Origin of the sequence: Bacillus sp. FSL K6-3312, from assembly GCF_038007485.1 — a bacterium.
Lineage (GTDB): Bacteria > Bacillota > Bacilli > Bacillales > Bacillaceae > Bacillus > Bacillus pumilus.
In genome coordinates this window covers 3448095-3471150 of record NZ_JBBOXI010000001.1, presented here as the reverse complement: position 1 = coordinate 3471150, position 23056 = coordinate 3448095, and the positions used below count along the sequence as shown (strand labels likewise).

Annotated in this window: 17 protein-coding genes; 12 read left to right on the top strand and 5 right to left on the bottom strand. The window is 39.5% G+C overall.

Going from position 1 to position 23056, the window contains the following annotated elements; genetic code table 11:
* The first annotated feature begins 22 nt into the window (after nt 1-22).
* From MHI11_RS18230 to MHI11_RS18215, 4 genes are all read left to right on the top strand, one after another.
* A complete protein-coding gene (locus MHI11_RS18230; RefSeq protein WP_065098081.1) occupies nt 23-988 on the top strand; it encodes a carbohydrate ABC transporter permease in 966 nt (321 codons plus the stop codon).
* Complete coding sequence (locus MHI11_RS18225; protein ID WP_012011467.1) at nt 985-1806, top strand: carbohydrate ABC transporter permease; 822 nt, start codon at nt 985-987, stop codon at nt 1804-1806. The genes MHI11_RS18230 and MHI11_RS18225 overlap by 4 nt, the downstream gene beginning before the upstream one ends.
* A gap of 146 nt (nt 1807-1952) precedes the next feature.
* Entirely contained in the window at nt 1953-2903 is a 951-nt protein-coding gene (manA, locus tag MHI11_RS18220; protein ID WP_111911873.1) for a mannose-6-phosphate isomerase, class I, read from the top strand.
* Nucleotides 2904-3225: 322 nt separating this feature from the next.
* Nucleotides 3226-5856 carry a glucosaminidase domain-containing protein gene (locus MHI11_RS18215; RefSeq protein WP_340961943.1) on the top strand — a complete coding sequence of 877 codons (2631 nt, stop codon included), beginning with the start codon at nt 3226-3228 and terminating at the stop codon, nt 5854-5856.
* 17 nt (nt 5857-5873) lie between these two features.
* Here MHI11_RS18215 and MHI11_RS18210 read toward each other — a convergent pair whose 3' ends face one another.
* Nucleotides 5874-7061, bottom strand: a complete 1188-nt coding sequence (locus MHI11_RS18210) for a CDP-glycerol glycerophosphotransferase family protein (protein WP_268507588.1) — start codon at nt 7059-7061, stop codon at nt 5874-5876.
* Between the two features lie 11 nt (nt 7062-7072).
* Nucleotides 7073-7843 carry a WecB/TagA/CpsF family glycosyltransferase gene (locus tag MHI11_RS18205; RefSeq protein ID WP_044140062.1) on the bottom strand — a complete coding sequence of 257 codons (771 nt, stop codon included), beginning with the start codon at nt 7841-7843 and terminating at the stop codon, nt 7073-7075.
* Between the two features lie 371 nt (nt 7844-8214).
* Between MHI11_RS18205 and tagD the strand changes: the two genes are divergently transcribed.
* From tagD to tagH, 6 genes are all read left to right on the top strand, one after another.
* Entirely contained in the window at nt 8215-8604 is a 390-nt protein-coding gene (gene tagD / locus MHI11_RS18200; RefSeq protein WP_008343212.1) for a glycerol-3-phosphate cytidylyltransferase, read from the top strand.
* 90 nt (nt 8605-8694) lie between these two features.
* The gene (locus tag MHI11_RS18195; RefSeq protein ID WP_340913186.1) at nt 8695-10161 is read left to right on the top strand and encodes an alpha-glucosyltransferase N-terminal domain-containing protein; all 1467 of its coding nucleotides are present in this window, start codon (nt 8695-8697) and stop codon (nt 10159-10161) included.
* Nucleotides 10162-10209: 48 nt separating this feature from the next.
* Entirely contained in the window at nt 10210-12471 is a 2262-nt protein-coding gene (locus tag MHI11_RS18190; RefSeq protein ID WP_340961937.1) for a CDP-glycerol glycerophosphotransferase family protein, read from the top strand.
* Between the two features lie 181 nt (nt 12472-12652).
* Nucleotides 12653-15019 (top strand): CDP-glycerol glycerophosphotransferase family protein, encoded by a 2367-nt coding sequence (locus MHI11_RS18185; RefSeq protein ID WP_065097919.1) that lies wholly within the window; start codon nt 12653-12655, stop codon nt 15017-15019.
* Nucleotides 15020-15192: 173 nt separating this feature from the next.
* Nucleotides 15193-16020 (top strand): ABC transporter permease, encoded by an 828-nt coding sequence (locus MHI11_RS18180; RefSeq protein WP_065097920.1) that lies wholly within the window; start codon nt 15193-15195, stop codon nt 16018-16020.
* Nucleotides 16021-16039: 19 nt separating this feature from the next.
* Nucleotides 16040-17644, top strand: a complete 1605-nt coding sequence (gene tagH / locus MHI11_RS18175; RefSeq protein WP_340961932.1) for a teichoic acids export ABC transporter ATP-binding subunit TagH — start codon at nt 16040-16042, stop codon at nt 17642-17644.
* A 114-nt stretch (nt 17645-17758) separates the two neighbouring features.
* Here tagH and MHI11_RS18170 read toward each other — a convergent pair whose 3' ends face one another.
* Together MHI11_RS18170 and galU are read right to left on the bottom strand one after the other, a co-directional pair.
* Nucleotides 17759-19111: an IS1182 family transposase gene (locus tag MHI11_RS18170; RefSeq protein ID WP_340960248.1), complete on the bottom strand. Its 1353-nt coding sequence runs from the start codon at nt 19109-19111 to the stop codon at nt 17759-17761.
* Between the two features lie 125 nt (nt 19112-19236).
* Nucleotides 19237-20118, bottom strand: coding sequence for a UTP--glucose-1-phosphate uridylyltransferase GalU (galU, locus tag MHI11_RS18165; RefSeq protein WP_034660174.1), 882 nt, complete (start codon nt 20116-20118; stop codon nt 19237-19239).
* Between the two features lie 269 nt (nt 20119-20387).
* Here galU and wecB point away from each other — a divergent pair, with 269 nt between their 5' ends.
* On the top strand, nt 20388-21527 hold the full coding sequence (wecB, locus tag MHI11_RS18160; protein WP_268507581.1) for a non-hydrolyzing UDP-N-acetylglucosamine 2-epimerase: 1140 nt from the start codon (nt 20388-20390) through the stop codon (nt 21525-21527).
* 81 nt (nt 21528-21608) lie between these two features.
* Here the strand turns inward: wecB and tagU are convergent, their stop codons facing one another.
* Complete coding sequence (tagU, locus tag MHI11_RS18155; protein WP_044140056.1) at nt 21609-22529, bottom strand: polyisoprenyl-teichoic acid--peptidoglycan teichoic acid transferase TagU; 921 nt, start codon at nt 22527-22529, stop codon at nt 21609-21611.
* 182 nt (nt 22530-22711) lie between these two features.
* Here tagU and MHI11_RS18150 point away from each other — a divergent pair, with 182 nt between their 5' ends.
* A complete protein-coding gene (locus MHI11_RS18150) occupies nt 22712-23035 on the top strand; it encodes a hypothetical protein (RefSeq protein WP_003212891.1) in 324 nt (107 codons plus the stop codon).
* The last annotated feature ends 21 nt before the right edge of the window (nt 23036-23056 follow it).

Genomic DNA, 23056 nt, shown 5'->3' with positions numbered 1-23056 from the left:
AAAGGAGTGTAGCTTCATGCGTATGGATACATCGCCGATCACAAAAGCAGCAACACCTAAAGTCAAACGTGTTCAGAAAAAATGGAGTGGGGATCAGCTGCTTGCGCTTCTATTTTTAGCCCCGTCGGCTGTGTTGTTATTCATCTTTGTTTACGGCTTTATTGGCTGGACAGGGTATGTGTCATTATCAAATTGGACCTCGCTTGTTCCTGATTTCTCTTTCGCAGGGCTTCAAAACTATATGATGCTGTTTCAAGATTTCCGCTTTCAGTCTGATCTTCGGAACACGGTCTTTTTTACTCTATTCTTTATTGGAGCCGTTATTGCCTCTGGGCTCGCACTTGCGATTTTACTAGATCAGAAGATCAAGGGTGAATCTCTATTTCGGAATTTATTTTTCTTTCCAATGGCCCTTTCCTTCGTTGTGACAGGGGTCGTCTGGCAATGGATTTTAAACCCGTCCACTGGGGTGAATCTATTTTTAAAGACGCTTGGTATCCAGCCTAAGTGGTATACGGATACGAACATTTTAGCCGGATTTGTCTGGGGGAAAATTGAGTTTGGTATCCCTGCGGCAATGATTGCCGTCGTGATTGCAGCTGTTTGGCAGATGACTGGATTTTCTCTAGCGATGTATTTGGCGGGTTTGAGAGGCATTCCAGAGGAAGTAAGAGAGGCTGCTAGAATGGATGGCGCAACCGAGTGGCAGATTTACCGGAAGATTATTTTTCCTCTATTAAAACCGATTACTGCAAGTGTCATTATCATCATGGCTCATATTTCATTAAAGATTTTCGATTTGATTTACTCGATGACAGGACCGGGTGCAAACTTTGTCACAGATGTTCCGGGTGTTTACATGTTTGAAATGACCTTTAGAGGAAACCATTATGCAGGTGGTGCCGCCATCGCGATTGTTATGCTGATCTCTGTTGCGGTCTTTATCGTGCCATATCTCCTGTCGAGCCGAAAGGGGGCGTCATCATGACAGCTAGATGGTTTGTCCGTCCAGTCCTTTATGCTTTATTGATTTTGTGCAGTCTCTTTTTTCTGATGCCAGTCTATGTCATGCTCGTCACAAGCTTGAAGCCATTAAGTGAAGTGACCCTTGAGAAAATGTGGGCGCTGCCGTCAACACTCGATTTTTCAAGCTATCAAATCGCATTTGAAAAGCTAGCACCCAATTTAATGAATTCTCTTTATCTAGTCATTCCGGCTACCTTATTGTCAGCTGTCTTAGGGGCGATGAATGGCTATGTCCTATCAAAATGGCGTTTCAAAGGGTCAGAAGTGGTCTTTACGCTGATGCTGTTTGGAATGTTTATTCCATATCAAAGTATCCTCATTCCACTCATTCAATTTTTACGCGAAGTCGGATTGTATAATTCGATTCCAGGTTTGGTGCTTGTCCATGTCGTATATGGACTCCCAATCACAACGCTCATGTTTCGAAACTTCTATGTGAGCATTCCTGATGAAATGATTGAATCGGCAAAAATGGACGGTGCAGGGTTTATCGGGATTTTCAGACATATGATTCTTCCGCTTTCGATCACAGGATTTGTTGTGGTCGCGATTTGGCAGTTCACAAATGTATGGAATGAGTTCTTATTTGCAGTCACGATGACCACTGCAGAGCATCAGCCAGTGATGGTTGCCTTGCAAAATCTATCTGGCAGTCAAATTGTGCAATGGAACGTCCAAATGGCAGGGGCGATATTGGCCGCACTGCCGACACTTTTGGTTTATATTCTGCTCGGAAAATACTTTGTCAAAGGGCTTCTCGCAGGCTCTGTCAAAGGATGAAATATTTTTGTGTTATCGTTTTCATTTGGTGTACTGAAAGGATTGACTTCTCTTTAGATAGCGTCATAATAAAAGTTGAGACTTGCTAGTTTTCATCAAGCTTGGCAAGGATTATCAAAGGGTAGCAAAGGGAGGAGTCATCCTGAATGAAGCAGTCACCAATTTTTTTACTGCCTGAATTGAAGGAGAGAATATGGGGAGGTACAGCCTTAAGAGATCAATTTGGCTATGATATTCCTTCTGATCAAACGGGAGAATGCTGGGCAATTTCTGCTCATCCAAACGGACCAAGTGTCGTGCAAGACGGTCCATATAAAGGGAAAACGCTGATCGAACTATGGGACAATCACAGAGAATTGTTCGGGGGAATAGAAGGCGATCGATTCCCGCTGTTAACCAAAATTTTAGATGCAAACCAAGACTTGTCCGTTCAAGTTCATCCAGATGATGATTATGCGGAAAGACATGAAAATGGCGAGCTTGGAAAAACAGAATGCTGGTATATCATTGACTGCAAAGAAGGAGCAGAAATGATCTATGGGCACAATGCAAGAACAAGAACTGAGCTTGTGACCATGATGAACAGTGGAGATTGGGAAGGTCTTTTGCGTCGTGTGAAGATTAAGCCTGGTGATTTTTATTATGTGCCAAGCGGTACCATTCATGCGCTGTGCGAAGGAACGCTTGTCCTCGAAACGCAGCAAAGCTCAGATACAACCTATCGAGTATATGATTATGAACGAAAAGATCAGAATGGCAATGAACGTGAACTTCATTTTGCGCAAGCCATTGATGTCACAACGGTTCCCCATGTAGACGGTTATGCAGATGAATCAGTTGAAACACGCCGTGGGCTGACCATTCGAACGTTTGTTGAAGCAGAGTATTTCTCTGTGTATAAATGGGAAATTGATCAAGCAGTGGAGCTTTCGCAAGATTATCCGTTTTTGCTGTGCAGTGTAATTAGCGGGGAAGGGGCTTTAACGCATGATGGGCATACATATCCACTGCCTAAAGGAGCTCATTTTATCCTGCCAGCTGAAACAGGGAGCTTCTCAATTGAAGGAACTTGTGAGCTGATTGTATCGCATATATAAAGGAAAAGAGGACTTCGACGGGGTCCTCTCAGATTGTTGACAAAGGGCGAAAATGACCTTTATTTTTGCCCTTTGTCTTCTTTTCAGCGTGATAGAAAACCTTTGAAGTCTAGGAAGGACGAGCACCGGAGCGGAGCGAATTTGACATTCGTGAGCACCGAAGCGCAGACCTGACACCGAATGCGAGGGTTTGTCTACACGCTGAGAGGACTTCGAAGGGGTCCTCTATTTTTCTATTGCATAAATGACTTGAAAGAGTACTTGTTTTTGTCGATAAAGAGATTAGTAGACTATTATGCAAAGTAAGAGAGGGACAGTGAACGTGAAAAAAACCATCAAGATTATGTTACTCGCAGCTGCCTTTGGTATGACAATACAGACGGGCAAAGAAGCGCAAGCAGCCTCCTATGTCGATCAATCCATTTATACGATGAACACCTCAAAGGTATTTACAACAGAATCAGAAGTAAAAAAAGCAGTGGAAACATTGAAGAAGGACAAAAAGTGGACAGCCACTTATCAAACCTCAGGAAACACGTCGACCTATCAGCTCACTGCCTCAGGATATGAGTCACAAGCAGCAGCGAGTGCAAGTGCAGCTGCATTAAAAAAAGAGACGGGCATGAGCGGTACAGTGTCGCCAGTAGGTGACCGGCTTCCTTTACAAAAGGTCGTATCTGACCCCGTCAATGATCAAGCTCAGGCGAAAAAGCTCTCGCTCGAGCTAACGAAAACATCAGGACTTAATAGCACCTATGAAGTCATCAATCAAAGCAGACCTTCTTATCAGGTCATTTCAGGCACCATTGATTCTGAAACGAAAGTCAAAAATATTCAAACCGAATTACAAAAGCAGGCCGGTGTCACCAGTACATACCAAACTGAAAACAAAGCTGGCACTGTGTATCAGTTGATTTCAGGCGGTATCGTTGGACAAAGTAAGGCGAATACGATCCTACAAGGCTTTCAAAAAGAGTCTGGTTTAAAAGCGGTGCTTCAAACGGTGACAGCAGGCAAGCCATATTACATCGTCACATCAGCTGCACAAGTGAGCCAGTCAAAAGCACAGACGCTTCTTACCCAGCTCCAAAGAGAAGCAAAGATCAGCGGGAAGATTCAAAAGACAGGCGCTTTAAAAAATGTGTATCGCTTGGAATCAGGCTATTTCAAAGACAACAAACAAGCATCCTCGGCTGCGGCCCAGATTAAGAAACAAACCGGCGCTACAGGGACTGTGCAGCGAGTGGGAAAAACAAAAAATTATATCGTGAAGCTCAATCAACTGAACCATACAGCATACGGAAAAACGGTGGCCTTTTTCAAGAAAAAGAAATGGCGCTACACATCAAAAAAGATCTCTTCTACACAGCCATATCAAGTAGTGACTGGAAACCTATTGGGAGATGATCAAGCGAAAAAAGCAGCAGCTTTCTTCCAAAAGAAAAAGGTATCAGCGACAACGAAAAAAACAGGTAAAGCATCTGACAGCACGTATCGACTTGTCGTCAATCAATCAGCGGACCAAGCGAAAATAAATAAAGGTGCCGCATATTTAAAAACGCAGAAGGTGACAAGCAGCATCACAACAAGTAAGGGACAAGCTGTCAGCAAAACGTATAGTCTCAAGACAATACCTGTATATGAGCAAAGTAAAGTCAAGCAGGCTCAAGAAATTATCAAGAAAAATGGCGTTGCCAGCAGTACAAAAACGCTGACAGAAGCGGTTAAACAATACCGGATTACGACAGAGCCGACGGTGAATCAGACAAAACTGAATCAAGCGCTAAGCTATTTAACGAAACAAAAAATGAAAGCAACTGCTCAAAAAACTGGCGCAGCTGATTATGCTCAATATCAGATCAAAACCGGTGCCATCTCAACAGCCGCATTGCGCGATCAAGGCATGGCATTTTTCAAAAAACGGAATGAACCAGCTGCTTATCAAACAACAACGAAGCCAACCTACAAAATCAACATTACGCAGCAATTCACAGGATTACCAACTGTAAATGCAGCGATTGCTTTTGTGAAAAGTCAATATGGCTGGACAGCTACAGCTGTAAAAATCAAAAATGGCCCAATGGTCATGCAAACGAACTACAACCTCACTGTCAATGAGATGGTGAACAAGCAAATGAAGGTGTCACCACAGACCGATGGCGCAGCCTATGTATATGCACCATATGTCGACACGGCGACGTCAACTGTGAATACGGACGGCTTAAATGTTCGTTCGACACCTGATTCGAGCTCTGCAAGCAACATCGTGGCACAGCTGAATAAAGGAGCAAAAGTGAAACAGCTTGGGAAAGAAGGAAACTGGATCAAGATCAGCCTTGGCTGGAGAAATGCAAGTGCAGCAGAGGTGCAAAAATATGTAGACCCAGCTAACATTGCTGAGGGCACTCAATCTTATTTCCAATTTCTAAAACTCTCTGAAGCTGCGAATCTCAATCCGGCAGAAGTGAATTCAAAGATTCTAGCAGGCAAAGGGATTCTTGCAGGTAAAGGACAAGCCTTTATTACGGCAGCGAAAACTTATCATATCAATGAAATTTATCTCATTTCTCACGCGTTGCTTGAAACAGGTAACGGAGGTTCCATTTTAGCGAATGGTACGATGTTTAATGGAAAGAAAGTATATAATATGTATGGCATTGGCGCATACGACAGCAATCCAAATTACCTCGGTGCAAAATATGCGTATGAACAGCAATGGTTTACGCCAGAAGCAGCCATTATTGGCGGGGCAAAATTCATTGGCAACAGCTATATCAATCACGCCACATACAAACAAGATACGATTTATAAAATGCGCTGGTCTAGTGCAGCGACTCATCAATATGCAACAGATATTGGCTGGGCATATAAGCAAGTCACTCGTATGTATAGCTTGTATAACTTACTTGATAACTATACGCTCTATTACGATATCCCGGTTTATAACAAATAAAAAAACGTCCGTGCTTCCTAATGAGAAGCCGGGCGTTTTTTGTGTAAGAGCTGCTGTTCAATAAAGGATAAGAGTTGCTCACTAGACCTTCCCTTTGAATATTGATTCCATTCCTCGGCGAAGGTTTTGATTCGTTTTAGTTGATCTGATTCATTTAGATGAAGCAGCTCCTTCAAGAGCATGTCTTGAGTGATGCAAGCCTTCCCAGGAATGATGTCCTCATACCGATCGACTAAGCCGCGTTTCTCTCGATAAGTGTCTAAGTCATAAGTGAAGAATAAAACAGGTTTTTCAAGCAGCGCATATTCAAACACAATCGACGAGTAATCTGTGATCAGGACATCGCATGCACAAAGCAATGGATAAAGCGGCTGATCGGACACATCAAATATCCATTCATCGTCTGTTTCCGCCTTCGCTAAATGTTTGACCGCAGGATGAAGCTTGACGAGCAGAATATAATCTCCGTTTAGCTCTGTTTGTAATTGCTCCTTTGAAAAAGGCAGGACAAGCCCGTCCATTGCAAAGTCTCGATAGGTCGGTGCATAAAGCAGGATCTTTTTCCCTTTAGGAAATTCGTTTGGCTTCAAGGAAGACGGGCGCTGATCATAGTACACATCCGTCATCGGGACCCCAGTTGGTAAAAAACGTTCATCATTGACTCCAAATGAAGACTTAAAAATCTCGCGCATATGATCTGAGCCTGTAACGATATAATCGAAAGACGTATAGACTCGTTTGAACCGTTTGATGTCACGAGGACTTCGTTCCGAATTTGAAGCATCTTCAAGACCGAATTTTTTCAACGCCCCATTAGCATGCCATACTTGAATACAGGTGGTAGAAGGACGTTTTCTGAGTACAGTTGTCATGAGAAAGTAATTATCTGTCACGACAACCTTGCTTTTAAACATCGTATAAATACATTGAATGAGATGGAGAGGATTTTTTTCATGAAAATAGCGAAATGACAGATGAGACTCGTCCTTTTCTATCGCAGAAGCATGCTTCGTATAGAGGACAGTAAGCTTCATCGTCATGTTCGCCTGTTGTTGATAAGTATCAATAAGAGCAGCTGCATTCTCTTGAAATGAAACAAGCAGCGTCACCTGGTTTTCACGTGGTTTCACGCCGCTCATCAGCCATCCAATAAAAGAAACGAAAGCTGCATAGCATAAAATGATCATTGAGCGTATATTTATCATTGGTCAGTCTCTCACAGCTGCTTCGTCTGATCCTTTACTTGCTCAGGATAGTAACGTTTTTTCCCTTTGTTTTCTTTCAATACGGCAAAAGCGTATTTAGGAATATTCAGCATTCGTTTCCATCTCCATGGATTCACAACAAGTCTGTACAGCCATTCTGTATTTGTTTTAATCATCCAGCGTGGTGCACGCTTCACCGTTCCGCTAAATACATCAAAGCTTCCGCCTAAACCGATGCAAACAGCCTGCGGGAATAAATGACGGTATTCATAAATAAAGTTCTCCTGATTTGGATAACCTAAAGCAACGAACACCATATCTGCTTTCGAGCGAGCGATTTGCTTTGCTACGAAACGTTTATCGGCTTGATAACCGTCACAGCTGCCTGCAATGACCACATTTGGATATTCCGTATCAATTCGCTGTTTAACAGCCTCAAGCACTTCTTTTTTTGCCCCATATAAAAAGATACTTTTAGACTGCTTGTTTGCTAGATCAAGCATAGACATGAAGACATCAAAGCCAGCAATTCTTGACTTCAGCGGACTTTGTGTCAAACGTGACATCAAGACGACGCCTACACCATCCGGCAGCACATAATCCGCAGAAGAGACAACTTGATGATACGCATGATCCTTCATAACAGCATAGCCAATCTCTGGATTGACAGTGGCAATCATGGCGCCTCTTCTTTGAGAAATATGATGGTGATTCATATAGCTAATAAATTCATCTAGGTCGCCGTTTACATAAGAAAGGTTAGAGACCACTTCTGTTTGCATTGTTTAGACCTCCTTTTTCATCTTGTTATCTATGAACGTTCATTGTAAATTCATTCTTCGTCTACACATCATTTTATCACAGATGCTCCATGAAATATTAACAATAACTTTACAAACCTTTAAATTTCATGACATTTTCATCAATTCATAATGAGGCTGATGCGAGAAACATTGATTCTTCGGACTTTTCCTTCTGCGCCCAATAAATTGGAAATAGTTTGTCTTTACATCTGCTTAACGTTTGATGGGCGCTGTGATATAATGAGGTTCCGAAGAGCGAAAAAATACGAACGAAGATCATAGGATTACGGATAAACATTACTGCATGAAAGCAGTTGAATAAGGAATGAAGAAAGGAGTTCATGTTTGCAATGAAGAAAGTTATTACTTACGGTACATTTGATTTATTACACTGGGGGCATATTAAGCTGCTCGAACGTGCAAAGCAGCTTGGAGATTACTTAGTAGTGGCCATCTCTACAGATGAGTTTAATTTACAAAAATCAAAAAAGGCTTATCATAGCTACGAGCATCGAAAGCTCATTCTTGAAACGATTCGTTATGTAGACGAAGTCATTCCAGAAAACAGCTGGGATCAAAAAGTCCGTGACGTGCAAGAGCACGATATTGATGTGTTTGTCATGGGAGATGACTGGGAAGGTAAATTCGATTTCTTAAAAGAGCATTGCGAAGTCGTGTACTTGAAAAGAACAGAAGGCATCTCGACCACACAAATTAAGGAAGAAATTGCTGGACTTTAATAGATCGAAAAAAAGTACTTCTTATCTTTTGGTGAGAAGTGCTTTTTCATGTAAAATACAAGTTATCATTATTTTTAAGGAGAGCTTCCTTTGTTTCAAAATTGGATGAAGAAAAAAGTTGAACACACATTGGATCAACCTGAACAACATGAAACAATGACATCAGTTGACATGCCTGATATGGACTACTACTTTATCATGGGTGATGTACCAAAACAGGATGAGCGCTTAACGAAGTCTTTAAAAGCGAGATTAAAGCCATTGGCTGACAAACATAAACGTAATGCCATTTTAACTTTGAATTATGATGCAAATGTGAAAGAACATATTCATAGCTTGGAGGAGACCCTTCTGCACCAAGTTGATATCTTGAATGTATTTGAGCACTATATTCTACCGGAAAGCGGAAGTAAAAGGCGTTACTCGGAATTTATCATCGGTACATCTTTTCAATCGATCAATGAAGCAGTGATGCCAGTAGAAGAATCAACAGTTCAGGTGACGAGATATGAACTGCCATCTTCCCCTATTTGTTATATTGATCAATATAATGAAGAGCAGCAATTAGTAAAGAGGGAAGAGTACAATTGGCAGGGCGTTTTGTGCAGAGTACAAAGCTTTGTTCCTCATACAGGTGCCCTATACTTGGAAGAACTAATCAATGACGATGGCAATATCTATATGGAGATCATCTACCCTGGAGATACAAAAAAGAATCCAGTTCGGCATATTAATTGGTATAAAAAAACAGGAATTCAAACTTTTACAAAGAAGACAGATATAAAGCAACGATGGTTATCTAGTATTCAAACACAAAATGACCGTTTGAAACTGATGATTACAGAAGACCGGGATCAAGACCGTCACCTGTTTAAAATCGATCAGCCTGAAACAACGTATTATGCTGCATTTGTACATGACGCTCATTATGAAGAAGATCCGCATCAACTCTATTCTCATTACGAAGAATTATTTAAACAAATAAGAAAACAGCAAGTGGATGCCGTCTTCTTTGGAGATACTAAGCATAAGGTAGATGTTGAGAAGGTATTGGGAGAACAAGCCTATTTTTATCTTGTGCCTTCTGATGAAATGTCTCTTTGGAATACAACACTTCATCATATGCTCGAAAATCGTGAGCGTAAAGATGAACTGAGAAGGATCGTGGACCGCATGAAATGGGTTTTGCGTGATCTAAGCGCTGAACATCATGTTCTTCATCTTCAGCTTGAGCTGAAGGACGAAATGAGTCATGCGGATCATGTGCAAATCGATTTCGCAGGATATGATCGAGTGAATGGAGCTGAAATCATATCTCAAACAATCGATGAAAACCATCAAGTCAGCTTCCCAATTGGGCATTTTCAAACAAAGAAAAATATTGAAATCAATCAAACAAAATACGTTGATTTTTACATTCGTTTTAAAACAGAAGAACTTCAGGAAGTTTTGCAGCGTCTAGAAGTAGAGGAAGAGCTGCTCACCAATAAACCATCGTCAATCGATGGGTGGTCGTATCAAACGAAACAAGGAAACTATTCTTGGAAAGTAAAATAATGTGACAACAAAGCGGTAAGATTTCTGAACAGAGGAGATTAACGATTAATGATTGAAGAGGGAATTCATAAGAAGAGTGTCGTTGAAGGGTTAAAAAATCATCATGAGCAACTAGAAATGCTTATTCGCATCGACGATGACATGCCATTAACAGATAGAGAATTTTATTTGTTTATGAGGGAAAGAGTATCCAAACAAGAGCTTTTCCTTCCGCTTGTTCATCAAGAAGACAATCTATTCAAATTGGTATTGAGTGAATCATCGCTTCCGCTTGCATTAGAGCAGGGTCAGACATACAACCTGTATGTGACGGACTATCTGAGTGCAAACAAAGAAGAGGATGAGGACGAGCTTGAGGATTCGGCCTATGATTCTGATTCGGAAGAAGAGGAAGAAGAACTTAAAGAAACGGATCATGCCGAAGTAGAAGAGAAGTCGCCATACTATAAACGCCGTTTAAAAATGGAAATAGAGAAGCCAGAGCTGACTTTTTTAGAAAATAAAGGCGCGATGCTGAATGTCATCCCATATCGTACGGATAAAGGAAATGCATCGTTTAAAATCAAGCGTGAGCTAAAGGTTGTGAAATTCAATCATATCGAGCTCAACAAAGATTGTACGTTATCTTTATCTGGTTATGCAGGCATTCTTAGTGCAGAGCATCCTTATGAGATCAAGGAAGTAAAGCTTCTAGTGAAGAGAAATGGCGAAGAGCCAATTGAGCATCGTTTTCCGGTAAATATGACTCCAATAAAAGAGGAAGTGGTCAAATACCGTGATGATCAACAAGTACCACAGCTTTATCAATTTCTAGCAGAAGTTCCTTTAGAGGAATTGTCCTATTCGTTAAACAAACGTTTTGTATATCGCTTCTATTTTGAATTTATTTGCGATGTAGGTGGAGTAGAGGAGACTTTAACGACCACTTCTTTAGTCCTTGGAGATCGCTCGAACAAACTCAAAGGACTTGTTCAAATTCATAAAAGAAACGATGTCCCGATTCGATATGAGGTGTATCGAAAGAAAAAAAGACAAACGCTTGGCATTCGAATTAATGATTATACAATGAAAACACGTGCGAAGTACTATGTCAAAAGCAAGTGGAAGAAGTTCAAAAAGCAAATCGGCAAAATAAAAAAAGTCCGTAACCGCCTTGTGACAAGTACCTTCCAAACGACCTTTCAGCTGGCGAGCAAGCTGTCTGTGAAAAAGAAAACCGTTATGTTTGAAAGCTTTAATGGAAAACAATTTAGCTGTAACCCGCGTGGGATCTATGAGTATATGAAAGAAAATCATCCTGAATATACATTGATCTGGAGCGTGAAAAAAGGGCACGAAGCACCGTTTAAGGAAAAGGATATTTACTATATCAATCGTCTGTCATTGAAATGGATTTTTGCGATGGCAAGAGCTGAGTATTGGGTCGTCAACAGCCGTTTGCCGCTGTGGATTCCAAAACCAGAGCATACAACATACTTGCAGACATGGCACGGTACGCCGTTAAAACGACTGGCGATGGATATGGACGAGGTGCATATGCCTGGAACAAACACGAAAAAATACAAAAAGAATTTCACGAAGGAAGCGTCGAATTGGGATTACCTCATTTCTCCAAATGCTTACTCGACTGAAATCTTTACACGTGCCTTCCAATTTCAAAAGACCATGATTGAGTCAGGATATCCGAGAAATGACTTCCTTCACAATCAAAACAATGAAGAAACGATGAGAGCACTCAAACAAAAAATGAACCTGCCGCTTGATAAAAAATTAATCTTATATGCTCCGACATGGAGAGACGATCAATTTTATAAAAAAGGGCAGTACAAATTTGATTTAGACCTTGATTTGCATGAGCTGAGAGCCGCTGTCGGAGATGAATATATTATCATTCTGCGTATGCACTATCTAGTCGCTGAAAACTTTGATTTAGGACCATATGAAGGCTTTGCCTATGACTTCTCTCATTACGAAGATATTAGAGATCTTTATATGATTTCTGATCTGCTCATCACTGACTACTCATCTGTATTCTTTGATTATGCAAACCTCAAACGTCCGATGCTATTCTATGTGCCAGACATCGAAACATATCGTGACAAGCTGAGAGGCTTCTACTTTGACTTTGAACAAGAAGCACCTGGACCTCTTGTGAAAGAAACAGCGAGCGTCATTGACTGGGTAAGAGAAACAGAACAGCCAACCTTTTCTTTGCCAGCTTCATTCGCACCGTTTTATGAAAAATTCTGCTATTTAGAGAGCGGAGAGTCTTCGAAGCGTGTGGTGGAAGTAGTGTTTTCTGAAAAATAGTTTAAAAAGTACCGTTCTTCACCTTTGAACGGTACTTTTTTGTGTTTTTTATTCCAATGTACACATATTTAAAAGTTGTGGTAAAAATAAAAAAACATAGAATTTTAACAGTAAACATGCTAAATTTAGATAAGATTATCCGGTAATGTAAATTTGCTGAAAATAATATAGAGGTGCTTCAATGTACAAACTTTATCATAATTTTATAGAAATTCTTAATTTAGATGAACATAAGTTAGTTATATATATTGATAACATAGAGAAGTTGTGCACTTTTGAATTTAAAGAGTTAAATGTAAATGAGTCAAAGTGGATTTGTGAAATTGATGTAAGGGATCAGATGATTTTTGAATCCACAATAGACAATTCTAATGAAATGATCTATCTCTATGCAAAGGATCATAACCTGTATATTGTCAAAGAATGCTCAGACATGATCCAATCAGATCAAGTACTTCCTATTGAAATTAACAATCAATTTGAGGATATTTATGTCAAGCAATTAGGGTTAGATCGCTACGGCTTATACAGCGGCGAAAAGGAATTGTTATTATTTTCAGGGCTGCTGAATGTAGATGAGATCAATCGTAATTATAAAATAGATTTGCCCATCGAAGAGGCAAATAGACGATTTGAGGATATCTCCTTTATTCAATACAGTGCTTTCCACTTTGTGATTACCTATGACTGTCAGAATAAAGAACTAAATGTAAGGAAAATTTTGTTTGATGTGATGCAGGAACATAAAGATATTCAAGTGACTGTGAATAATCGTAATCAAATCAAAATTTTAAATAAAGTGACGGATCAAAAGAAAATCATCAACTTTAGACTCGTCCCTAGATATCAGCCGCTAAAAGTTTTTGGTAAAGATACCTTAGACCAGTTCAAAGATGACAATATTCTTAATATCTTAGTGATTAATAAGCAAAGATATTACATCTATGTCAGAACGAATGGCGTATACTTAGTGAGAGGAAACCCATATCTCGTTACTAAACATACGTCGAGATTACGCATCTTTAGTTTGTTTAATAGTTTTTATGTTTTTGGAAGATTGACGCATTATGCGTATAATTCAGACCAAAAATATGAATATCTTTACATTAGAAACTCTGAGCATCAGCTGGCGAAATTTATAAGACCATTTAGAAAGATTAAATTCTTGAAAAGATATGGTTTCTTTAAAATCTCGTTAAATGATCTTGATTTAGACAGCAGAATCCACAATAACTTGTTTGTAGGAAATGATCACCGAATTATCCATAGTTTAAGGTTGAAAAAGAAGGATAAGAAGGTCAAAACATATATCACGAAAAAGAATGGGGACAAGCTACAAGTCCTAAGAACCAATCTATTTGGAAATGTGACATCAACTATTATTCCTTATTCACAGGAATATTCTTTATTTAGTAAAGTGAAAATAAAAATAGCGAGTATCCTATCATCATTCTATAAAGACAAAAAGTATCGTGTGAATTTGTTTTTTGAGAAAAAGAGTGATAAAGCAGATGAATCAGCTATTAGAGTGTATGACTATGTACAGGAAAATTGTCAAACAGACTCAAAAAATTACTTTATTCTTAATAAGAAATCAAGCGCATATCCAGCATTGAAAACGAAATATGGAAAGGGTATCATACCGAAATATAGTCTCAGACATTATTTAAGTATATTTAATGCCAGTTATTTTATATCAAGTGAATTATCTAACCATGTTCTAAATGATAGGTTGTATATTGACCATCTCAGAGAGAGAATCATGAGTGTCCCACTTGTCTTTTTACAGCATGGCATTATGTTTGCTAAACCAGTTGATAATCCAATGGCCTTTGGATTCCATAAAGACAAGAATCAATACAATATTTATAAATCAGTCATCAGCTCTGAATTAGAGGCCGGTGAATTTTATAAAATGAACTATGATCGTGAGGATTTGATTTTGACAGGTCTGGCAACCTTTGATCATGCCAAATTAGTAGACGGTGCAGATAAGATCGCCTTTATGCCAACTTACCGATATTGGGAAGAGGGACTTATTTATACGAATAGAATTGAAGAAACATCTTACTATAGAGTTCTAATCAAAATCATCAAAAGCTTTGAAGAAGCAGGTCTTCTTGATCGTCTGTTAATTGTACCGCATAACAAATTTTCACAGTACGTTTATCAAAATCTGCCTCAGTATAAATATATTATTTCTGATAACCCATCGGAAGCGCTAAAAGTGTCAAAAGTGTTTATTACTGATTATTCATCTGCTATTTATGATGCACAATATAGAGGTGCCTACCCTATTTTTTATTGGGAAGAAAAAGATTACTTGATTAGACAGTATAAGGCGATTCCTCCTGTAAACGATGAAAATGCACCAGGACCGATAGCATATAATACACAAGAGCTGATTCGAATCGTGAAACATGCGATCGATCGTCAGTATGTTGTGGAAGATGAATATAAAGAAAAATATCTGAAAATCAACAGCTTTAACGATAATCAGAATACGAAAAGAATTACGGATTTCTTAAAAGAGCACCAAATTATCTAATATGTGATGACCCCCCTGAATCAACGATTGAAAGGATTCAGGGGGTTTTTGTCTTCTAGTTTGACGTGCATGACTTTTGTTATAAGATGAAATGTGCATCGTTATCTGTTACAATTATGAGCGGTGCTTTTTAAAAAAGTAATCCCAAAAACTTATATCTAAGGAAGATTAGAATGAACGCAATGTTGACGATATTAAAGGAGCAAATTAGCTCATTTCCGCTGATTATGCGACTTGCTGTTTATGAAACAAAATCAAAATATCAGATGAATTATTTAGGTGTTTTATGGCAGTTTTTAAATCCATTGATTCAAATGCTGGCTTACTGGTTTGTTTTTGGTCTGGGAATTCGCGGAGGGCAGCCAATTGTCATTGGAGGGATGGAAGTTCCATTTATCATTTGGATGCTTGCTGGATTAATCCCTTGGTTCTTCATTAGTCCGACGATACTTGATGGATCAAACAGTGTGTTTAAACGCATTAATATGGTATCGAAAATGAATTTCCCGATTAGTGCGCTGCCGTCTGTAGTGATTATGTCCAATTTGTTCAGCTACTTTGTCATGATGGGTGTCTATCTGATTGTGCTGATTTCCTATGGCATATATCCTGATGCGCACTGGCTACAATATATATACTATTTTATTTGTATGATCGCGTTTATGTTTTCGTTTAGCTTGTTTAATTCCACGATTAGCGTACTCGTGAGAGACTATCAATTTCTTTTACAATCAGTGACACGTTTACTTTTCTTTTTGCTGCCGATTTTTTGGAATATCTCAGAGAAGCTCACTGGAGACAAAGCATGGATCGGGGATATACTAAAATTGAATCCACTTTTCTACATTATTGATGGTTTTAGAAATAGCTTGTTAAAGGGAGAATGGTTCTTCCATGATGTGAAATATACGCTTTATTTTTGGCTGATCACGCTTCTTCTTTTAACAGTCGGTTCATTGCTTCATATGAAATTTAGGGATAAATTTGTCGATTTTCTTTAAAAAGTAAGGAGATTATACGATGAAACTAAAGGTTTCGTTTCGAAACGTATCCAAGCAATACGTCCTATATAAAAAGCAGTCAGATAAGATTAAAGGGCTGTTTTTTCCTAATAAAAATGAAAAAGGTTTCTTTGCTGTTCGTGATGTGTCCTTTGATGTATATGAAGGCGAGACGATTGGTTTTGTAGGGATCAACGGATCTGGAAAATCAACGATGTCGAATCTTCTTGCGAAAATCATTCCACCGACAAGTGGTGAAGTTGATATGGACGGCCAGCCTTCGTTAATTGCCATTGCGGCAGGGCTAAACAACCAATTAAGCGGGAAAGACAACATTCGCCTCAAGTGCTTGATGATGGGGCTGACGAATAAAGAGATAGACGAACTATATGAAAAAATCGTAGAGTTTGCGGATATTGGTGACTTTATTGATCAGCCTGTGAAAAGCTATTCAAGCGGAATGAAGTCACGTCTTGGCTTCGCCATTTCAGCGCATATCGATCCAGATATCTTGATTATTGATGAAGCGTTGTCTGTTGGTGACCAAACCTTCTATCAAAAATGCGTGGATCGAATCACAGAATTTAAGGAACAAGGGAAGACGATCTTTTTTGTCAGCCATTCCATTAGCCAAATTCAAAAAATCTGTGACCGAGTGGCTTGGATGCATTATGGTGAGCTTCGTATGTTTGATGAGACGAAGAAGGTCGTGAAAGAGTATAAGGAGTTTGTTGAATGGTTTAACAAGCTTTCTAAAAAAGAAAAAAAAGAATATCAATTGAAACACAAAGAAGGTCGCAAAGGCGTACAAAAAAAGACAGAGAAGGTGTCTCGATATGATGAGAACGGAAAACGACGTTCCTTTTTTGGGCCAGCCTTTCAAGTGACGATAATAGCTGTTTTAACGATTTTACTTGCCTTATCGATGTTTTCGGATCGTCCGCTTCGTACACTGGCGACGTTTGGCGCCATCCCAGCAGATAAGACAGAATCGCCTCAGTCAAAGAACCCGCTAACGAAAGGGGCGCCTGATTTGAAAAAGGTGGAACGACAGACGCTTGTCACGGCAGATCCACTCACGGTGTACAAAGATCAAGCCATGAAAAAGAAGGCAGGTGTCACTTTGCCATTCGGGCAAGAGATACAAGCTGTCGCTGAAAATAAACAAACCGTTCAAATCAAAACAGCATCAGAGACGTATTTTGTCAAACCTGAAGGGCTTCAACCTGCAGAGGAATTAAAGTCTTTATCCATTGGACCTGGACAGTTCAACTCGTATGTATCGCCCGCATCTGCTGGCTCGTATGAGTATTTACTTTCTTTCCTTGGAAAAGAGGAATCTGTGCTTAAGCAAAAAATGCAAACGCTGAGCTCGATCAAAAGTGATCAAGGCGGTACGATTGAGCGATTGACCACAGAGAAAACTGACTATGTCATTCAAAATGGTCAAGCAAATGCTATTGTCTTTCATGAGGTGATGCCGATCTCTCCTTCGACACTTGGACTGACAGAACAGAAGGTTTGGATGAATGAGAAACAAACGAAATTCGCAGTAAAGGGCGAAAGCAATCTGTTTGTCATTGATAATGAAGAGCATACACTGACGATTTCAGTGATGAAATAAAAAACTGCCGATTCCGGCAGCCAGATTGTAGAGAAACTCATGTTTTTCTACAATCTTTTTTATTTTCATCGTAATGATGATGGATGAGATTAAAGAAAAAGGCCTCCCACACACCTAGCCTAGCTTCGCTAGGTGTGTGGCAATCTTCTTCATGTTCTGACAGGCAGCTGTGAGAAGCACTTGCTCACTCACATTTTGTTTTCCCCTCAACCGGCAGTAGCGAAGCCCATGCAGTTGTTTTGAATCTGCAAAGCTTCGCTCTATTTTTTCTTTTCTTTTTTTATATAGCTCTTTTCCAGAAGCAGACAGACGATTTTGTCTGATCTTTTCTTTATGTTCTTCCCATACATGTCTTGAGATCACTTTTTGATGATTTTTCGACCTTGTACAGCTCTCTAGGAAAGGACACGATACGCATTTTTTAGGGTCTGATTTGTAGAATCGATAACCTTTTCGATCAGTTGTTGTATATAATAGCTTCTCGCCATTTGGGCATATGTAGTGATCATGTTCAGAATCATACTGAAATTTCCATTTCTCAAATAATCCTCTTGTTGGATGAAAGCGTCTATGTGCGATGACACCAAAAATACGGCGATCGGATAAACCTTTACAGATTGGGGTTGTCAAATAACCAGAATCAAGGGCAACAGCTTCTACTTGAAAACCAAATCGGGCGATTTGGTGATCCAATCGATCAAGATACGGAACAGAGTCATGGATATTGCCGGGCGTGACATGGGCATCCGTGATGATATTGTACTTCATATCCGTTGTACGGTGGTCTAGGTAGAAAAAGCCTTCTGGCTTGTTTTCACGATAAAGATAGCCACTTTCAGGGTCAGTCGTACTTTGACGAATGTCTTTTTCCGTTTTCACCTCCTCTTTTACCTTTAAGGGCTTTTTTCCGTGTACCTCTCGATCTTCTTGGATCGCTTCTTCTAAATCATTTATATAGTTCTGAGTATCTTGTTCAATCGTTTTTCTCGTATATTTATGTTTATTGGCATTGGCTTTAAGATGAGTCGAATCAGTAAAAAGAACGCGGCCTCCTACCATATCATGATTGATGGCTTGAAGCACAATTTCATCAAAAATGTCTTGAAAAATCGTTGTATCTTTGAATCGAGTACGACGATTCCAGCTAATGGTCGAGTGGTGGGGAACGGGGTCATTGATGTTCAAACCTAAAAACCATCTATACGCCATGTTATAGTAAATTTCTTTTTCAAGTTGTCTTTCAGAACGGATACCGTACAGGTATCCGATAAACATCATTTTGAACAAAATAAGTGGATCAAGAGAAGGACGACCTTTATTCTCACTATAATAGGGTTTGACTTTATCTACGATAAATGAAAAATCAATGTACTGATCAATTTTACGAAGCAGGTGATCCTCTTCGACCAGTTGATCTAGCAATACAAATTCGGCTTCGTGCTGAGAAGAATTTCTAGTGTGGAACATGAGAAAAACACCTTCCTTTAGTATGCTTTTCTCTATTATAAAACGGGGGAATGGAAACTTTAAGGGAAAAAATAAAGCTGTCGAGATTTTCTCGACAGCCTGACTGCCGATTCCGGCAGCTTTTTTTAATTCACTTCTTCTTTTTCGAGAAGTTGTTTCATAAATGGAATGAGTTTCTTTTTCAGATCCTCATCTTGAAGGGCAAACTCGAGAGTCGTCTCGATGAAGCCTTGCTTCTCACCAACATCGTATCGTTTTCCTTCGAAATCATAGGCGAATACACGCTGGATGTCATTCAGCTTTTGGATGGCATCTGTCAGTTGAATTTCCCCGCCTGCACCAATTTCTTGCTGATCAAGGTACATAAAGATCTCTGGCGTGAAAATGTAACGTCCTAATATTGCTAGATTGGATGGTGCTGTACCTTGCGGCGGCTTTTCCACAAAGTTTTTCACTTGGTAGCGGCGTCCTTCTTGTGTAAGAGGGTCGATGATCCCGTAGCGATGCGTATCGCTGTCTGCTACCTGCTGAACACCAATCACAGATGAAAGGGTCTTTTCGTATTCATCCATCAGCTGGCGAAGCCCAGGTGTTTCGGCTTGAACAATATCATCACCTAATAAAACGGCGAAAGGCTCATCACCGATAAAGTTGCGTGCGCACCAAACAGCGTGTCCCAGTCCTTTAGGTTCCTTTTGACGTATGTAATGAATGTCAGCAATGTTAGAGGATTTTCTCACCTTTTCTAGAAGCTCGCTCTTCCCTTTTTCCTCTAGGTTGCGCTCTAGCTCTGGTGCAAAATCAAAATGATCCTCAATGGCTCTTTTTCCTTTTCCAGTGACGATAATAATGTCTTCAATTCCTGATTCAACAGCTTCTTCAATAATATATTGAATGGTTGGTTTATCAACGATTGGCAGCATTTCTTTAGGCATAGCTTTTGTTGCAGGGAGGAAACGTGTCCCAAGACCTGCAGCTGGTATAATGGCTTTACGTACTTTTTTCAATGAACTTTGCACCTTCCTTACATAGATAACCGATTTAATCACTCAATGTTTGTTCTTGGTCGTCTGTTTAAAGTGTAACTTACAAATCATAGGAAAGACAAATGATTTCACTAAAATGAATTTTAGATAATTCATATTTTATATGTTAAATGTAAAGGAAAGAGAAATTTAACGTTAATTCAATGTAAATTTCTTTTTTTATACCATTAAATTTATCCTCCAAATTGTGTATAATTGAAAGTACTATACTAGGAAAGAGGATTAAACAAGTGAAAAAACTAAATGTAATGACTATTTTCGGTACTAGACCTGAAGCGATCAAAATGGCACCACTTGTCCTTGAATTAAATAAACATCCACAGATAAATTCGATTGTCACTGTGACAGCCCAGCACAGAGAAATGCTTGATCAAGTTCTTGAGGCTTTTTCAATTAAGCCAGATCATGATTTAAACATCATGAAGCAGCGCCAGACATTATCTGAAATCACATCAAATGCACTGTTAAAGCTAGACCAATTATTCCAAGAAGAAAAACCTGATATTGTCCTAGTCCATGGGGATACTACAACAACCTTTGCAGGAAGCTTGGCAGCATTTTATCACCAAATTTCAGTTGGGCACGTCGAAGCAGGATTGAGAACACACAATAAGTATTCGCCTTTCCCAGAGGAATTGAACCGTCAAATGACAGGCACTATTGCCGATATTCATTTCTCTCCTACAGAGGAAGCGAAGCAGAATCTTTTAATTGAAAATAAAAAAGAAGAGACCATTTGTGTGACAGGGAATACAGCGATTGATGCCCTGCAAACTACAGTTACTGAGCATTATCAGCACCCTATTTTAGAGAAAATAGGCACGGATAAAATGATTTTGTTAACGGCCCACCGCAGAGAGAATCTCGGTCAGCCGATGAAAAATATGTTTAGAGCCATTAGACGTGTTGTAGAAGAGTTTGAAGATGTTCAGGTCGTTTATCCTGTTCATTTAAACCCTGCCGTACGTGATGCAGCTCAGACAGAATTTAGCGGTCTCGATCGTGTACACTTAATTGAACCGCTTGAAGTCGTTGATTTCCATAACTTTGCTGCCGCTTCGCACTTTATCTTAACGGATTCTGGCGGTGTACAAGAGGAGGCGCCTTCTCTAGGGAAGCCAGTTTTAGTGCTCCGTGATACAACAGAACGTCCAGAAGGCGTGAAAGCCGGCACACTTAAGCTTGCAGGTACGGATGAAGAGACCATTTACAAAATGGCTAAAGAGCTGCTAGTAGATCAGAAGGAGTATGACAGCATGTCGAAGGCGTCTAACCCTTATGGTGACGGACAAGCATCAAGACGAATTGTCGAGGAGCTCCTCCATCGATTTGGATTAAGTGAAGAAAAACCTGCCCCATTTAAATCATAAAAAAAGAAGACAAAGAGCTAAAATAAAAACCATTTTAGCCCTTTGTCAACAATCTGAAGACTACAGTCATGTAGTCTTTTTTTACTGCTCCAAACTGTCCTTCAATTCCTTCTTCACTTTAGCCAAACTGCTATCATCAAGCTGATAATAATAGATATTATTGATGCGTGCTCCCGTTCCTTTCAGCTCGTGCTGCTTCACACGCTGTCTTGCGTCACGGTAGTCATTCATCATCGTCCACATGTCATCAAAGGACATGTTGGTCTTCATATTGTTTTCCACGACTTTGAACATATCGCCGAACTTCGTAATAGATGAAATGTTTGCCCCTTTAGCAATGATGCCTTCAATGACTTGACGCTGCCTTTGCTGACGTCCGAAGTCACCCTTTGGATCTTGTTTTCTCATTCTTGTGTAGGCAAGGGCTTGATCGCCATTTAGATTAATTTCTCCTGTACCAAATGAATGACCATCATAGCTGAAAGCAAATGTGCTGTTCACTGTAATACCACCAACTGTATCGACAATATCCTTAAAGCTTTCCATATTGACTTTCACGAAGTAATCAACAGGTACATCAAGCAATTCCTCTACAGTATCAGCTGCCATTTGTGTGCCGCCGAATGCATAGGAGTGGTTAATTTTATCCATTGTGCCTTTTCCGACAATTTTCGTATACGTATCACGCGGGATACTCACCATCTCAGTCGTTTTGGTTTTTGGGTTAACGGTCATGTATATTAATGTATCCGCACGGCCTCGGTCATTTTTTCTTTCGTCAACACCCATGACTAAAATAGAAATCGGGTCTTTCTTATTTAAATCGACATCTTTGTCACGCTTATCTGACTTCTTTAAATTCTCCTGAATGCCTGCCACGGTTGAAGCTGCTGTATTCCAAAGATGATATGCATATCCGCCAGTTGCTAATACGAATAAGCCAATAATCGATAAAACAATCCAAAGAACCTTTTTCTTCTTTCGTTTTCTTTCAGCTCTCATAATGTCCCTCACCTTTTCTATGATTCTTCCATGATTATAGGTTTACGAATCTTGATAAACAAGTTATTTTTTTACTCTGAACCTAGATATAGACGTTGTAACAAAAAAAAGGTTTCAAAAAACCTTAAATTTACCTTAAAATATTAAGTTATAAGACGATACAAAGACATGAGGTGAAAAAAATGAAGAAAATCGTCGTTTTACCGTTCTTAATACTACTACTTGGTATCGTGCTCACAGCATGTGGAACGGCTGAGCAGTCCTCGGGAGAAAACAACACAAGCAGTTCAACTCCTCAGGTGCTGGAAGAAAAAGCTGAATTTATTGGAATGGCTGATGCACATACAGTCGAAGTGAAAAAAGTGAATACGACCTTAAGCTATGAATTTACGGATAATTTTAAAGATGTGTTAAATGAATTCAAACCAGGAGACAAAGTAGAAATCTCTTACTTTATCAATGACAGTGGTCAAAAGGAAATTCAAAAGATTGAAAAACAGAAGTAAAAAAGATGGGCGGGATGAACA